This window comes from Bacillus sp. FSL R5-0820 (genome assembly GCF_038593385.1).
Taxonomy (GTDB): Bacteria; Bacillota; Bacilli; order Bacillales; family Bacillaceae; genus Bacillus; species Bacillus altitudinis.
In genome coordinates this window covers 3,027,404-3,042,139 of the sequence record NZ_CP151991.1, presented here as the reverse complement: position 1 = coordinate 3,042,139, position 14,736 = coordinate 3,027,404, and the positions used below count along the sequence as shown (strand labels likewise).

Genomic DNA, 14,736 nt, shown 5'->3' with positions numbered 1-14,736 from the left:
CAAAGGTTGATGAATAGAAGAGTGAAAGTGGGGAAGCGGATTTGAAGCCAGAACAGCATAATGAACTAGAGCGTTCCATGAAAAGTAGACATCTCTTTATGATTGCCTTAGGTGGGGTCATTGGAACAGGCCTTTTCCTTGGGTCAGGACTCATTATTCATCAGGCAGGCCCAGGGGGAGCCATTCTTTCGTTTATCATTGGCGGATTGCTCATGTATTTGGTGATGCTCTGTCTTGGTGAATTAGCAGTGGCGATGCCGACAGCTGGTTCTTTTCAGGAGTATGCCACGAAGTATATTGGTCCATCCACGGGCTTTATGATCGGCTGGCTCTATTGGTTTAGCTGGGCGTGTACGATTGGACTTGAGTTTACATCAGCAGGTATTCTACTCCAAAGGTGGTTCCCAGATATCCCTGTTTGGCTTTGGTGTCTTGCCTTTAGCGTCATCTTATTTTCCATCAATGCCATCTCGGCACGCAGTTTCGCTGAAACAGAGTTCTGGTTTTCAGCCATCAAGGTTGCTGCGATCTTATTGTTTATTATCATTGGAATTGGCGCAATTTTCGGAATGATTCACTTAAAAGGCGGGGAACCTGCCCCACTATTTCGTCATTTGACGGATCATGGCGGCCTTTTTCCTAATGGTCTTTTGGCGATTTTATTAACCATGGTCACAGTCAATTTCTCCTTTCAAGGAACAGAGCTTGTAGGGATTGCAGCAGGTGAAAGTGAAAGTCCGGAAAAAACACTCCCGCGTTCTATTCGGAATATTATTTGGCGGACGATGGTCTTTTTTGTTTTATCCATTGCGGTTCTTGCGGCGCTTCTTCCATGGCAGACCGCCGGCGCAGTGGATAGTCCGTTTGTTGTGGTATTGGACAAGGTCGGCATACCATACGCGGCAGATATCATGAATTTTATCATCATTACAGCCGTCTTATCTGTAGCGAACTCTGGATTATATGCATCATCACGTATGCTATGGGCGCTTTCAAAAGACGGGAAAGGACCTGTTTTCACGAAAAAATTATCCAAACGTAAAATCCCGATCAATGCCTTATTGGTGACAATGGGTGTATCCGCTCTATCACTGCTCACGAGTGTTGTAGCACCAAAAACGGTATATGTCTGGCTCATATCCATTTCGGGTATGGTGCTTGTCGTTGTTTGGATGTCTATTTGTTTATCCCAATACTTCTTTAGGAGACAATTCATAAAAGAGGGCGGAGATGTAAAGGATCTGGTCTTCCGAACGCCTTTCTATCCATTTGTGCCTTTAGCAGGCTTTATCGCATTTGGCATTGTTCTTATCAGTTTATTCTTTATTGAGGATCAGCGGATTGGTCTTTATTGCGGAGTTCCATTTATGGCCGCCTGCTACATCATTTACTACCTCAAGATTAAACCGAAGGAAGATGCTAAACGGTTTAATGAAGAGAAAGAAACGATACCGAAAACATAAGCAGGCGGCTTTTGACCGCCTGCACCTTTTCAAAGACAAATGCATTCAATATAGAAGAAAATAAATAGTTTGAAAAAAATAAAATAGCGGAAAGCTAGATGACAAGCAGGTTATCGGTCAAAATGTGTCTATTTTTTGTCTAAATGTGTTTGTAAGAGTTGAAAATGCAAGATTATCCTGTTAAAATAATTAAAGAAAGCAAGGGTTGATTTTTTTTGGCTGTGGCGGGACGTTTTTTGTCACAGTGGGACGTTTTTAGTCCAACGTGAAAAGAAAGGGTCGTTAGCCATGAATCGTTTATTGGAAGCTCAAAAAAAATTATTACCAGATCTTCTCACAGTTATGCAAAAACGCTATGACATTTTGCAGTACATCAGATTAGCTGAACCAATTGGTCGCAGAAGTCTTGCGACAAGTCTTGGTCTGAGTGAACGTATCTTAAGAGCTGAAGTTCAGTTCTTAAAGGAACAAAATCTGCTGGATGTCAAAACGAGCGGTATGATGCTGACGACTGAAGGTCATGCTTTGCTTGAAATGCTTGAAGGAATGATGAAGGACGTTTTAGGTTTAACCTTTTTGGAAAATACATTAAAGAGGAAATTAGGCCTGGAAGAAGTCATCATTGTTTCTGGTGACAGCGATGAATCCCCGTGGGTGAAGCAAGAAATGGGAAGAGCTGCTGTCCAATGTATGAAAAAAAGGTTTACTGGAAATAATATCGTCGCCGTCACTGGCGGAACGACGATGGAAGCTGTTGCCGAAATGATGACCCCTGATGCCAAAAACAGAGACATGATGTTTGTCCCTGCGAGAGGCGGTCTTGGGGAGAATGTAAAAAATCAGGCAAACACCATTTGTGCCCACATGGCTGAAAAAGCTTCCGGTACTTACAAACTGCTGTTTGTTCCAGGACAGCTGTCAGAAGGTGCTTACTCTTCCATTATTGAAGAGCCGTCCGTCAAAGAAGTGCTTCAAACAATTAAATCATCCACGATGCTTATTCATGGAATCGGTGAAGCAAAAACAATGGCGATGAGACGAAACACACCCGCTGAAGATTTAAAAAAGATTGATGAGCATGACGCAGTGACAGAGGCCTTTGGCTATTACTTTAATCGTGATGGTGAGGTCGTCCACAAAGTGCACTCCGTCGGCATGCAGCTAGATGATTTAGAAAGCATTCCACACATCATTGCTGTTGCAGGTGGATCATCAAAGGCTGGGGCCATTGAAGCTTATTTCAAAAAACCCCGCCGAACGGTTCTCGTCACAGACGAAGGAGCCGCAAAAGAGTTATTAAGGGAGTCAATAGATCCCTCAATATAAAACATTGTGACCTATAAAAGGAGGAAACATCATGGCAGTAAAAGTCGGTATTAACGGATTTGGACGTATTGGACGTAACGTATTTCGTGCAGCATTAAACAATCCTGAAGTTGAGGTAGTAGCGGTTAACGATCTAACAGACGCTAACATGCTTGCACATCTTTTACAATATGACTCTGTTCACGGAAAACTAGATGCAGAGGTTTCTGTAGACGGTACGAACTTAGTAGTGAACGGTAAAACAATCGAAGTATCAGCTGAGCGTGACCCTGCGAAATTAAGCTGGGGTAAACAAGGCGTAGAAATCGTTGTTGAATCTACTGGATTCTTCACAAAACGTGCAGACGCTGCTAAACACTTAGAAGCTGGCGCTAAAAAAGTCATCATCTCTGCTCCTGCTAACGAAGAAGATATCACAATCGTTATGGGTGTAAACGAAGACAAATACGATGCAGCTAGCCACGATGTCATCTCTAATGCATCTTGTACAACAAACTGCTTAGCTCCATTTGCAAAAGTACTTAACGATAAATTTGGTATCAAACGCGGTATGATGACAACTGTTCACTCATACACAAATGACCAACAAATTCTTGATCTTCCGCACAAAGACTACCGTCGTGCTCGTGCAGCTGCGGAAAACATCATCCCAACTTCTACAGGTGCTGCGAAAGCTGTTTCACTTGTATTGCCTGAACTTAAAGGTAAATTAAACGGTGGCGCTATGCGTGTTCCAACACCTAACGTTTCTTTAGTTGATCTTGTTGCTGAATTAAATCAAGATGTAACGTCTGAAGATGTAAATGCAGCACTTAAAGAAGCAGCTGAAGGAGAACTTAATGGAATCCTTGGCTACAGCGAAGAGCCATTAGTATCTGGTGACTACAATGGTAATGCAAACTCTTCAACAATCGATGCTCTTTCTACAATGGTAATGGAAGGCAGCATGGTGAAAGTCATTTCTTGGTACGATAACGAGAGTGGATATTCTCACCGCGTTGTTGACCTTGCAGCTTACATTGCAAAACAGGGTCTTTAATTTCTCACACTGAAGGAACTCACTTGGTTCTTTCCTAGAGACACGATATAATGAAGACGGACAAGGGAAGGGGAAGCATCCCTTTCCCTTTTTCTCTGTATTTATCCGTTCTGCACGATTTCTCGTTTTGATGAGGGCAAAATGGGAAAAGGATAAAGAGAGACTTGTCCAATGCGTAAGGAAACCAGAATAAAGGAGGATCTCCTGACGAGCATGAATAAGAAATCAGTAAAAGACATTGACGTAAAAGGTAAAGTTGTGTTCTGCCGCGTAGATTTTAACGTTCCAATGAAGGACGGAAAAGTGACGGATGATACTCGTATTCGCGCAGCATTACCAACGATTGAGTATTTAACAGGACAAGGCGCAAAGGTACTACTAGCTAGTCATTTGGGTCGTCCGAAAGGTCAAGTTACTGAAGAACTGCGTCTGACACCTGTAGCAAAACGTCTGCAAGAGCTTCTTGGACAAGAAGTGAAAAAAGCAGATGAAGCTTACGGCGACAACGTGAAAAAGCAAATCTCTGACTTAAAAGAAGGAGATGTGCTAGTGCTTGAAAACGTTCGTTTCTATCCTGGTGAAGAAAAGAACGATCCTGAATTATCAAAAGCGTTTGCTGATTTAGCCGATGTGTATGTCAATGATGCGTTCGGTGCTGCACACCGTGCACATGCATCCACAGCTGGTATTGCAGCGTATCTTCCGGCTGTTTCAGGCTTCCTCATGCAAAAAGAGCTTGAGGTTCTAGGGAAAGCCATTTCAAACCCTGATCGCCCATTTACAGCGATTATCGGTGGCGCAAAAGTAAAGGATAAAATCGGTGTAATTGAAAGTCTTCTTGATAAAGTGGACAACCTGATCATCGGCGGCGGACTTGCTTATACATTTGTCAAAGCACTTGGCCACGAAGTAGGAAAATCTCTATTAGAAGAAGACAAAGTAGATTTAGCGAAATCCTTTATGGACCGTGCAAAAGAAAAAGGCGTGAACTTCCTGATTCCAACAGATGTTCTGGTAGCCGACGACTTTTCAAATGATGCGAATACAAGCATTGTGCCAATCTCTGAAATTCCAAGTGATCTAGAAGCACTTGATATTGGAACAGAGACAAGAGAGAAGTATGCTGATGTCATTAAAAACAGCAAACTTGTTGTCTGGAACGGACCAATGGGTGTATTTGAAATCGATGCATTCGCTAAAGGAACAAAAGCAATCGCAGAAGCACTGGCAGAAGCGAAAGATACATATTCTGTCATTGGCGGTGGAGATTCAGCAGCAGCTGTTGAGAAATTTGGTCTTGCCGATCAGATGAGCCATATTTCTACAGGCGGCGGCGCTTCACTTGAATTTATGGAAGGCAAAGAACTTCCAGGTGTGACTGCATTAAACGATAAATAAGACCAAAACTGCTATAAGGAAGTGTCAATCATGAGAAAACCAATTATAGCTGGGAACTGGAAGATGAACAAAACACTTGGTGAAGCTGTAAGCTTCGTTGAAGAAGTCAAGTCATCTATTCCATCTCCTGACAAAGTGGAATCTATTGTCTGTGCACCAGCCCTTTTCCTTGAAAAGCTGAACAGCCTTTCTAACGGAACAGACCTTAAAATTGGTGCGCAAAACATGCACTTTGAAGAAAACGGTGCATTCACTGGCGAAATCAGCCCTGCTGCGCTTAAAGATCTTGGCATCGGCTACTCAGTGATCGGTCATTCAGAGCGCCGCGAATTCTTCGCTGAAACAGATGAAACAGTGAACAAAAAAGCACATGCTGCATTCAAGCATGGCATCGTTCCAATCATCTGTGTAGGTGAAACGCTTGAAGAGCGTGAAGCAGGCAAAACAAATGAACTTGTCGCTGATCAAGTGAAGAAAGCACTAGCTGGTTTAACGAAGCAGCAAGTTGCTGAATCTGTCATTGCCTATGAGCCAATCTGGGCGATCGGTACAGGTAAATCTTCTACAGCGAAAGATGCAAACGATGTTTGTGCGCACATTCGCCAAACTGTTGCAAGCGAATTTGGTCAAGAAGCGGCAGACAGCCTTCGCATTCAATATGGCGGAAGCGTGAAACCTGCGAATATTAAAGAATATATGGCAGAATCCGATATTGACGGTGCTTTGGTAGGCGGCGCAAGCTTAGAACCTCAGTCTTTCGTTCAATTATTGGAGGAAGGTCAATATGAGTAAGAAACCAGCTGCATTAATCATCTTAGACGGGTTCGGTTTAAGAGGCGAAACAGTTGGTAACGCTGTTGCCCAAGCAAAGAAACCGAACTTCGACCGCTACTGGAACGAATTCCCGCATCAAACCTTAACGGCTTCAGGTGAGGCAGTGGGCCTCCCAGAAGGTCAAATGGGGAACTCTGAAGTTGGGCATTTGAACATCGGTGCAGGACGCATCGTGTACCAAAGCTTAACAAGAGTGAATGTTGCCATTCGTGATGGGGAATTTGAGAAAAACGAAACGTTCCTAGATGCAATGACTTATGCAAAAGAAAATGACAAGGCGCTTCATTTATTCGGTCTCTTGTCAGACGGCGGTGTGCACAGCCACATCCAGCATCTTTTTGCCTTGCTGAAACTAGCGAAAAAAGAAGGCTTAACAAAAGTATACATTCACGGCTTCTTAGACGGACGCGATGTTGGTCAGAAGACAGCGAAAGTGTACTTAAAACAGCTTGAAGAACAAATCAAAGAAATCGGTGTCGGAGAAGTGGCAACACTATCTGGACGCTATTACTCAATGGACCGTGACAAGCGCTGGGATCGTGTGGAGAAAGCATATCGCGCGATGGCGTATGGTGAAGGCCCAAGTTATCAAAACATCTATGATGTCGTTGATGACTCCTATGAAAATGGAATCTACGATGAGTTCGTTATTCCATCTGTCATTACGAGAGAAAATGGTGAGCCGGTTGCAAAAGTAAACGACGGCGACTCTGTGATTTTCTATAACTTCCGTCCAGACCGTGCGATTCAAATTTCAAACACATTCACAAATGAAGATTTCCGCTCGTTTGACCGCGGGGAAGCACATCCGAAGGATTTACACTTCGTCTGCTTCACACACTTCAGTGAAACGGTAGATGGCTATGTGGCTTTCAAACCAGTGAACTTGGATAACACAGTAGGAGAAGTACTTTCTCAAAATGGATTGAAGCAGCTGCGGATTGCTGAAACAGAGAAATATCCTCACGTGACGTTCTTTATGAGCGGTGGACGTGAAGAAGAATTTCCTGGAGAAGACCGCATCTTAATCAATTCACCAGATGTCGCAACCTATGACCTCAAGCCAGAAATGAGCGCTTATGAGGTAAAGGATGCACTTGTTGCAGACATCAATGCTGACAAGCATGATGCGATCATTCTGAACTTTGCTAACCCAGATATGGTGGGGCATTCAGGTATGCTTGAGCCAACAATCAAAGCCATTGAAGCAGTAGATGAGTGCTTAGGAGCTGTAGTCGACGCAATCCTAGCAAAAGGCGGACATGCCATCATCACGGCAGACCACGGTAACGCAGACGTGCTCATTACCGAAGAAGGAAAGCCGCATACTGCACATACGACAAACCCTGTTCCAGTCATCGTAACGAAAAAAGGTGCGACGCTTAGAGAAGGCGGCATTTTAGCCGATCTATCTCCAACGCTTTTAGACTTACTTGGTCTTGAAAAACCAAAAGAGATGACAGGAACATCATTGATTCAAAAATAACAAATTGATTCAAAAGGAGAGAAATAACGATGCCATACATTGTTGACGTATATGCACGCGAAGTATTAGACTCTCGCGGTAACCCAACAGTTGAAGTAGAAGTTTACACAGAATCTGGCGGCTTTGGCCGTGCACTAGTACCAAGTGGTGCTTCTACTGGTGAATATGAAGCAGTAGAACTACGTGACGGAGACAAAGACCGTTACCTTGGAAAAGGTGTTCTAACAGCTGTAAACAACGTAAATGAAATCATTGCACCAGAGCTTTTAGGCTTTGATGTCACTGAACAAGTAGCAATTGACAAAATGTTAATCGAACTTGACGGAACAGAAAACAAAGGGAAATTAGGCGCAAACGCAATCCTTGGCGTATCTATCGCTGTAGCACGTGCGGCTGCTGATTTCTTACAAATTCCACTTTATCAATACCTTGGTGGATTCAACTCCAAAACGCTTCCAGTACCGATGATGAACATCGTCAACGGTGGAGAGCATGCGGATAACAACGTAGACATTCAAGAATTCATGATTATGCCTGTAGGTGCTCCAAACTTCCGTGAAGCACTTCGCATGGGCGCTCAAATCTTCCATAGCCTGAAATCTGTATTAAGCGCAAAAGGCTTAAACACAGCTGTAGGTGACGAAGGTGGATTCGCTCCAAACCTTGGTTCTAACGAAGAAGCACTTCAAACAATCGTAGAAGCGATTGAAAAAGCTGGTTTCAAACCAGGTGAAGAAGTGAAACTTGCGATGGATGCTGCATCTTCTGAGTTCTATAACAAAGAAGACGGTAAATATCATTTATCAGGCGAAGGTGTTGTGAAAACATCTGCTGAAATGGTTGACTGGTATGAAGATATGGTATCGAAATACCCAATCATCTCAATCGAAGACGGCCTTGATGAAAACGACTGGGAAGGTCACAAACTATTAACTGAGCGTCTTGGCAGCAAGGTTCAGCTAGTAGGAGACGACTTGTTCGTAACAAATACGAAGAAGCTTTCTGAAGGAATCAAAAACGGCGTTGGTAACTCAATCCTCATCAAAGTAAACCAAATCGGTACATTAACTGAAACATTTGATGCAATCGAAATGGCGAAACGTGCAGGCTATACAGCTGTTATCTCTCACCGTTCTGGTGAAACAGAAGACAGCACAATTGCAGACATTGCAGTTGCAACTAACGCTGGACAAATCAAAACAGGTGCTCCGTCTCGTACGGACCGTGTGGCGAAATACAACCAATTACTTCGCATCGAAGATCAATTGGCTGAAACAGCTCAATACCACGGCATTGCTACATTCTACAACTTGAATAAGTAATGTAAAGTAACGCGCTGCGTGCGCTCTTTTGAAAAGAGCGTATCGCAGCGCTTTTTTTATGTTGAAATAAAGACGCAAAGCTGGCTCAAGCGAATAGGCTCTGCTTCCTTTGTCATATCCTATTTTTGTAAAAAATCATCCTTCAGTCAGAGGCGAAACGATGAGCTTGACGATTTATAAGCAATAAATCATGAAAACTCTTCTAAAAATATGATCTGAATTGAACTTATGCTATTTGCAAGGGGGTGGTATCATTTTACATATATTAGGGGGTGATGAGATGCTGAATCCTTTTAGCCTTCGTTTTCCAGTAGGTGTATACATGTATGTCCTTCACCTACTGGCGGCATATGATGAAAGGAAGCAACGAATTCTAACTTCTAAGAACGTACAGAAAAATGCATTTTGGATTTATGTCCTTGCCGCTATCTTAGGCATTGTGACAGCTGCCGCTTTGATTTGGGCATGCAAAACATTTGGAAAAGGCTCGAAATTTTTAGGAGAGTTCAAGTTTTTAGGCCTGTATATTAAAATCAAATGCGGCTTCTAACAAATGGTGAGAACAGATGCGGGGTCATCTGTTCTATCTGAAATAAATGGAGGGACATGATGTTGACATTACACTTAACAGAAAAAACGTATAGCCGCACCTTTTCTCTCCGCGATATTCAGTTAAATGTAGAGAAAGGACGTATGCTTCTGCTTTTGGGGCATAATGGGGCAGGAAAAACCACGATGATTCAGTCTATGTTTGGCCTGACACCATTTACGGGTGTTGTCTCTTTAGATGGTAAACAGCTGAATTTTCAATCCTCAGCACATATCTCCTTTTTGAAAGAACATGTTTCCTATATTCCTGATGATCATGCTTTGTTTGATTATTTAACGCCGAGAGAATATTTTCATTTACTCCAGCTTCCAGACAAACGAAATGGACCTCGAGAAGAGGCCTTCGTCGATCTGTTTGAGCTGAGACCTTATATGGATCAGCCAATTGCCCAGTTGTCTCATGGCAATCAAAAGAAAACACAAATCATTTCCCAGCTCCTTAGGTCTTGTGATTATTATGTATTCGACGAGCCTACAAATGGACTTGATCCAGATATGATGATCATCTTAAAAAAGGTGCTCATGAAGCTGAGAGATCAAGGCGCAGGCATTCTCATTTCTACCCATCATTTGGGCTTTGGTGAGACATTGTATGATCACCTCATAATCTTAAGAAACGGTGATATCAAGCTGGATATGTCACGTCAAGAAACAAACAAAACATTCCCTCATCAATCACTTGAGGGTATTTATAAAGAAGTGAATCAAGATTACTATATGCAGGTGGAGAGGTTGCTCAATGACTTGGACACGACACGTTCTTCATAAAATAGAATGGGGCATGCTCACAACGAAAATCAAGCAGCTCGGCAAAAAATATCCTTTGCAGCTTCTCGCCGCAGCCGTTTTTTTATTGCTGATCTACGCCATATACGTTGTCATGAGCCTGCGTTTTTTTATGCAAGTAGGGGAGAGCGAACCAGTTGCTTTATACCTTCAATTTGTGAAAATGACCCTGCTGCTTTTGGGAGCAGGTATTGTCTTTTCCCGTCATAAAATGAAGCGTCAAGAGTATCAGTTCTTCTTTTTGAATAGTGCGATGCAAAGTGTCTCATTTGTCCTTTGTGTGTATTTCTTTCCAGTGCTGTTTTGTTTCATCATGCTTGGTCTGCTTTTTTTACCCATCCTATTAGGACTGATCATTAGCGGCGTTACACTATCTTTGTATTGGATCATTGTGGTAGGGATCACTTGCTGTGGATTGGCGCTCTATACGCTTGCTTCTTGGATGCTGATACGAATTGGTGTGAGCCATTTTATATCAAAAACAAAAGAGCATTTACTGCTGCAAACGATTGGATTTGTGACGCTCGGTGCTTTCGTGTTTCTCCTTTTTCAAAAAGCGGTTGAGATGATTCACGTATGGCCGTCTATCTCTCTTGTATTTCTGATGATCTTTCTATGTGCAGGGTGGTTTTGGCTGAAAGGCTTGGCGGCTTGTTATGTCAATCGGATGTTTTTGCAGCTAAAGGTAGAGGTGAAGTCGTTTTCTTACCAAAAAATCAGATCGGATTCTTCATTTTTCACACATCTGCGGCAGGAGCTTGTTTATTTTAGCCGATCAGCTGTGTTTAAAGAACAAGGTATTTTGTTCCTGTTTCTTGTCTGTTTCACGATAGGTCTCCCATTCATCTTTACTCCGGCAGAGACTGGCTGGCTGTATGCTTTTATTGTGCAGTTTGCCTTAAAGGAGATCCTTATTATGCTACCGCTCATGATTGGCAGGGAATATCATCTCAATCAGCGAGCCATTTTTATGTTAAATACATCAAAGGGTGCCTATTTATTATCAAGAATTTTATTTTATTACACAATGAATATATTGATTTATTTTGTCTATATCGGGCTTGCTTATTTCATGATTGGGGTTGAAAGTGAAGGGCACGGTTTGGCGAGTTTGTCCATTTTATTGATCACTGTCATGGCGGCATGTGTCGGGTTTGTCGTGAAGATTAGTGATTTTAATAAACTGTTTGTGATCGTGATGATGATTGCTGTGTTTAGTATGTTGGATATGCTTTTAGTCCAGTGGCTTTCTGCAAATACCCAGCTGCTCTCAACTGCCTATATGGCTTGTTCAGCCGCATTCTTCATCTTCATATATGCTGCCATGCTAAAGAGGCCGATTGTGCGATGATGACGCTTTTATTTTGCTTAATAGCCATTGTGCTCATTCATGAACTCGGTCATATCCTGATGGTGATGGTGTGCAACAAAATCGAAAAAAGACCCATCTTTGATTATGTGGTGATGATCGATTGGAAGCACGTGTCGATTGTCCATGAGAAATTTTCACGGCCGGGTTTTAATGTGATGGTGGCACTTGCAGGTCCTGTGTTTCCAGTGATCTGCTCGGGTGTGCTTTTCTTCATGTGGAGGCATCCATTGACGCATCCATTGCTGCTATTTTCTTTATTAAATACAGTGATGCTGCATCCAGCTTGCCCAGATGGGAAAAATATCATCGCCAGTTTAAAAGAGATGAAAGGAGAGAACTAAATGGTTAAAGTATTTCATTCGTTTTCTAGCGGCTTAACGCTTGCGATGCTTTATGTGTTTGCTGTGTTTATGACACCAGTATTTTTAATGTTGCTAGAGGTTCATCATGTTGAATCGAGTCCAACTCTATTTGGTATGCCATTTTATATCATGAAAATTGAACAGTATCAATTCAGCTCAGAGGCAACGCTCTTTGGGTGCGTGGTCTGTTTTTTAGCGGGTGCCGCTCTCTACTTCTTGATTCAATATATGATTCATGCAGTGAAAAAGAGCAGAACATAAAAAAAGCAGGCTGAATGAAGTCAGTCTGCTTGAAGAACGAGTGACAACCGCACCATATCCATACACTGAATACCGTTCTCATAAATCGGTTCATCATAGTGCTTCAGAAAGAAATCGTGATCGATAGACGCCATGCGAAAACCGCATTTTTGATAAAGGGCGAGCTGCTGAATACTAGAGTTGCCTGTGCCAATTTCAATTGTATGAAAGCCAGCTGCCTGGGCTTCTGAAATAGCATGGCGAATCAGCTGCTTCCCAATTCCTCTCCCTTGCCATGACTCCTTCACGGCGACATTCATGATTTCCACTGTCTGCTGAGACAGAGGCGTCAGAACATACACACCAATCATGTCCTGTTTATGAAAAGCAACATAACAAGAACCAGATTGTACATAGGCAAGGACTTTTTCAGTTGAAGGGTCAGCTAATAGTAAAAGATCCATAGGAACAGATTGATCATGAGACAATGGCCGAATCTGTATCAAATCATTTCATCCTCTCTATTCTTTGATATACCCTTGTTTAACACCCCAATCATATTGATCCTGCACCCATTGAGAAGGAGGATGATGGGTGACATTTGGGTCTTTCTTAACAGTTGTTTTCCTAGTCGTTTGTGCTGCCTGCTTATTCGCTTGAGCCGTTGCTTTCGCTGATGCCAGTTCTTTTTGAAGCTGGCCTATTTTCAATTCAAGCGCTTTACGCTGTTTGGTTTCTTTTTGATGCGCCTTCTTTTCTTTCTTCAGCTTGTTTGTGATGGTGGACAATTCCTTTTTTTGACCATCCATTTCATCTTTCATATCCGTGCCTTCTGACTTTAATTGTGTCAGCTGCTCATCATTCTTTCTCATTTCTTGCTGGTGTTTATTTTCTGCTGCGGTGAGCGACTGCTGCTGCCACACAATCCAGCCAGTTGTAACTAGGATGATCACAGACAAGACAATGATCGTGATGTTTTTTTCATGTTCTATTCCCCTTTCGTTAAACCTCTATTATCATCGGTTAAAACAAACCAGGTTTTAACAGAACAAGGGAATATTCGCATCAGATTAGCAGACACTATGAAAAAAGGAGGGTGTCTGTTGATTTCCTTTATGATTCATGTCATTGTGTCACTATTTGCTGTCTCAAACCCCATTGGAAACGTGCCTCTTTTCATCACTTTAACAGAAGGCTACTCAGAAAAAGAACGCGCCCAGACGGCCAAAAAAGCGATTGTTGTGTCTTTTATGATTTTGATTGCCTTTCTTTTGGCAGGCAGGCTCATTTTCAAATTGTTTGGCATTGATATCCATGCACTCCGTATCGCCGGAGGTATTTTTATTTTTGGTATCGCTTACAATTTGCTGAATGCAAAAGAATCACATGTTCAAAACCCTCATTCGGATGAAAAGGCAGAGAGCAAAGAGAAGGCCGATGTTTCGGTGACCCCGCTCGCCATTCCGATCATTGCCGGACCTGGTACAATTGCGACTGTCATGAGCTTAACGCCAGGAAGCCACCAAGTAACGCTTCATCTGCTTGCGATTCTTATTGGCATTGTGGTTGTACTTGCCATGACCTATTATGCATTTCATTATTCAAGTTTCATTATGCGAAAAATGGGGAAAACAGAGATGAATGTCGTGACACGATTAATGGGATTGATTCTAGCTGTTGTGGCAGTAGAGATGATTGGCGCAGGGATCAAAGGGATGTTCCCAATGCTGATGTCATAAGTGTATATAAAAAAGCTGTTTTTTTCTACAAAATTGTAAAATAAAACAGCTTTTTTAAGGTTTTGGCACATGTTGAAATACTTCTTCACTTTCAAAGAACTCAATTAAACGGCTAATCCAGTCATAATAATCGAGACTTTCCTTGATTTCTGAAAGAAGAAGATTGATTTTATCTACTGTTTCTTCTGGCAGGTCATCTTGTTCAAGCAGCTCCAGCAATTCCTTGCATGTCTTCTTATGTGCCTTGCGATTTTTGCTGACAACACGTGACCAATTGGCTGCAAACAATGAAATAAAGGTTTGATATTGATCTTGCTCAACGTCATATAAATCTTTGCGTATTCCTTTTTCATAAACCTTTTCAGCAATATTCAGATCAAGCATTTCTCGAACGACTTGACTCATTCTTGTTTTGCTCATGCCGGTCGCCTCTGAGAGCTCACCGAGCGTCATTGGTTTACGGTTCATATGAATGATACCAAGCACTCTACCCACTGTGGCAGAAAGACCAAAGGCATTCATGTTCTCGGCAGCTTTTTCAATATAATGATCCTGTGCTTTTTGAATGGCGCCTAACGCTTGCTTGTCCATTCCCCGCTTCATCCCTTCACGACTGACAATTTGTAACACAATATATCATATACCTGTTTGTTGATGAAAACAATAAATATTGAGTATTTGCTCGTAAGTTGGAGGAAAAAGGAGGGATCGGTACATATCAGGCCGTTAACTGAAAATTTTAAATAAATTTTATGCAATA

Annotated in this window: 16 protein-coding genes; 13 read left to right on the top strand and 3 right to left on the bottom strand. The window is 42.2% G+C overall.

What is annotated here, in order from left to right:
* The first annotated feature begins 41 nt into the window (after window positions 1–41).
* The 12 genes from NST15_RS15830 to NST15_RS15775 all read left to right on the top strand — a co-directional run bounded on the left by NST15_RS15830 (window position 42) and on the right by NST15_RS15775 (window position 12,258).
* The gene (locus NST15_RS15830; RefSeq protein ID WP_017359211.1) at window positions 42–1,463 is read left to right on the top strand and encodes an amino acid permease; all 1,422 of its coding nucleotides are present in this window, start codon (window positions 42–44) and stop codon (window positions 1,461–1,463) included.
* Window positions 1,464–1,751: 288 nt separating this feature from the next.
* Entirely contained in the window at window positions 1,752–2,789 is a 1,038-nt protein-coding gene (locus tag NST15_RS15825) for a sugar-binding transcriptional regulator (protein WP_008347711.1), read from the top strand.
* 31 nt (window positions 2,790–2,820) lie between these two features.
* A complete protein-coding gene (gap, locus tag NST15_RS15820; RefSeq protein WP_342498647.1) occupies window positions 2,821–3,828 on the top strand; it encodes a type I glyceraldehyde-3-phosphate dehydrogenase in 1,008 nt (335 codons plus the stop codon).
* Between the two features lie 213 nt (window positions 3,829–4,041).
* Complete coding sequence (locus tag NST15_RS15815; protein WP_017359212.1) at window positions 4,042–5,226, top strand: phosphoglycerate kinase; 1,185 nt, start codon at window positions 4,042–4,044, stop codon at window positions 5,224–5,226.
* Between the two features lie 30 nt (window positions 5,227–5,256).
* Window positions 5,257–6,018, top strand: a complete 762-nt coding sequence (tpiA, locus tag NST15_RS15810; RefSeq protein WP_017359213.1) for a triose-phosphate isomerase — start codon at window positions 5,257–5,259, stop codon at window positions 6,016–6,018.
* Window positions 6,011–7,546 (top strand): 2,3-bisphosphoglycerate-independent phosphoglycerate mutase, encoded by a 1,536-nt coding sequence (gene gpmI / locus NST15_RS15805; RefSeq protein ID WP_017359214.1) that lies wholly within the window; start codon window positions 6,011–6,013, stop codon window positions 7,544–7,546. Before tpiA ends, gpmI begins: the two co-directional genes overlap by 8 nt.
* A gap of 29 nt (window positions 7,547–7,575) precedes the next feature.
* Window positions 7,576–8,868, top strand: coding sequence for a phosphopyruvate hydratase (eno, locus tag NST15_RS15800; RefSeq protein WP_003212752.1), 1,293 nt, complete (start codon window positions 7,576–7,578; stop codon window positions 8,866–8,868).
* Window positions 8,869–9,148: 280 nt separating this feature from the next.
* The gene (locus tag NST15_RS15795) at window positions 9,149–9,418 is read left to right on the top strand and encodes a hypothetical protein (RefSeq protein ID WP_008347702.1); all 270 of its coding nucleotides are present in this window, start codon (window positions 9,149–9,151) and stop codon (window positions 9,416–9,418) included.
* A 59-nt stretch (window positions 9,419–9,477) separates the two neighbouring features.
* Window positions 9,478–10,245 (top strand): ABC transporter ATP-binding protein, encoded by a 768-nt coding sequence (locus NST15_RS15790; RefSeq protein ID WP_156061060.1) that lies wholly within the window; start codon window positions 9,478–9,480, stop codon window positions 10,243–10,245.
* Window positions 10,217–11,614 carry a hypothetical protein gene (locus NST15_RS15785; RefSeq protein WP_342498646.1) on the top strand — a complete coding sequence of 466 codons (1,398 nt, stop codon included), beginning with the start codon at window positions 10,217–10,219 and terminating at the stop codon, window positions 11,612–11,614. The genes NST15_RS15790 and NST15_RS15785 overlap by 29 nt, the downstream gene beginning before the upstream one ends.
* Window positions 11,611–11,976: a hypothetical protein gene (locus NST15_RS15780; RefSeq protein WP_342498645.1), complete on the top strand. Its 366-nt coding sequence runs from the start codon at window positions 11,611–11,613 to the stop codon at window positions 11,974–11,976. The genes NST15_RS15785 and NST15_RS15780 overlap by 4 nt, the downstream gene beginning before the upstream one ends.
* Entirely contained in the window at window positions 11,977–12,258 is a 282-nt protein-coding gene (locus NST15_RS15775; RefSeq protein WP_065461090.1) for a hypothetical protein, read from the top strand.
* A gap of 20 nt (window positions 12,259–12,278) precedes the next feature.
* On the opposite strand, the gene NST15_RS15770 is transcribed toward NST15_RS15775, so the two are convergent.
* Window positions 12,279–12,743, bottom strand: a complete 465-nt coding sequence (locus NST15_RS15770) for a GNAT family N-acetyltransferase (RefSeq protein WP_024719836.1) — start codon at window positions 12,741–12,743, stop codon at window positions 12,279–12,281.
* Between the two features lie 15 nt (window positions 12,744–12,758).
* The gene (locus NST15_RS15765; RefSeq protein WP_255234206.1) at window positions 12,759–13,190 is read right to left on the bottom strand and encodes a hypothetical protein; all 432 of its coding nucleotides are present in this window, start codon (window positions 13,188–13,190) and stop codon (window positions 12,759–12,761) included.
* Between the two features lie 150 nt (window positions 13,191–13,340).
* Here NST15_RS15765 and NST15_RS15760 point away from each other — a divergent pair, with 150 nt between their 5' ends.
* On the top strand, window positions 13,341–13,976 hold the full coding sequence (locus tag NST15_RS15760) for an NAAT family transporter (RefSeq protein WP_035389414.1): 636 nt from the start codon (window positions 13,341–13,343) through the stop codon (window positions 13,974–13,976).
* A gap of 54 nt (window positions 13,977–14,030) precedes the next feature.
* On the opposite strand, the gene NST15_RS15755 is transcribed toward NST15_RS15760, so the two are convergent.
* Window positions 14,031–14,567, bottom strand: a complete 537-nt coding sequence (locus NST15_RS15755; RefSeq protein ID WP_017359221.1) for a GbsR/MarR family transcriptional regulator — start codon at window positions 14,565–14,567, stop codon at window positions 14,031–14,033.
* Window positions 14,568–14,736: the final 169 nt, after the last annotated feature.

Coding starts and splice junctions, on each gene's coding strand:
- NST15_RS15825 (WP_008347711.1), top strand. CDS start 1,752: ATGAATCGTTTATTGGAAGCTCAAAAAAAATTATTACCAGATCTTCTC.
- gap (WP_342498647.1), top strand. CDS start 2,821: ATGGCAGTAAAAGTCGGTATTAACGGATTTGGACGTATTGGACGTAAC.
- NST15_RS15815 (WP_017359212.1), top strand. CDS start 4,042: ATGAATAAGAAATCAGTAAAAGACATTGACGTAAAAGGTAAAGTTGTG.
- tpiA (WP_017359213.1), top strand. CDS start 5,257: ATGAGAAAACCAATTATAGCTGGGAACTGGAAGATGAACAAAACACTT.
- gpmI (WP_017359214.1), top strand. CDS start 6,011: ATGAGTAAGAAACCAGCTGCATTAATCATCTTAGACGGGTTCGGTTTA.
- eno (WP_003212752.1), top strand. CDS start 7,576: ATGCCATACATTGTTGACGTATATGCACGCGAAGTATTAGACTCTCGC.
- NST15_RS15795 (WP_008347702.1), top strand. CDS start 9,149: ATGCTGAATCCTTTTAGCCTTCGTTTTCCAGTAGGTGTATACATGTAT.
- NST15_RS15790 (WP_156061060.1), top strand. CDS start 9,478: ATGTTGACATTACACTTAACAGAAAAAACGTATAGCCGCACCTTTTCT.
- NST15_RS15785 (WP_342498646.1), top strand. CDS start 10,217: ATGACTTGGACACGACACGTTCTTCATAAAATAGAATGGGGCATGCTC.
- NST15_RS15780 (WP_342498645.1), top strand. CDS start 11,611: ATGATGACGCTTTTATTTTGCTTAATAGCCATTGTGCTCATTCATGAA.
- NST15_RS15775 (WP_065461090.1), top strand. CDS start 11,977: ATGGTTAAAGTATTTCATTCGTTTTCTAGCGGCTTAACGCTTGCGATG.
- NST15_RS15755 (WP_017359221.1), bottom strand. CDS start 14,567: ATGGACAAGCAAGCGTTAGGCGCCATTCAAAAAGCACAGGATCATTAT.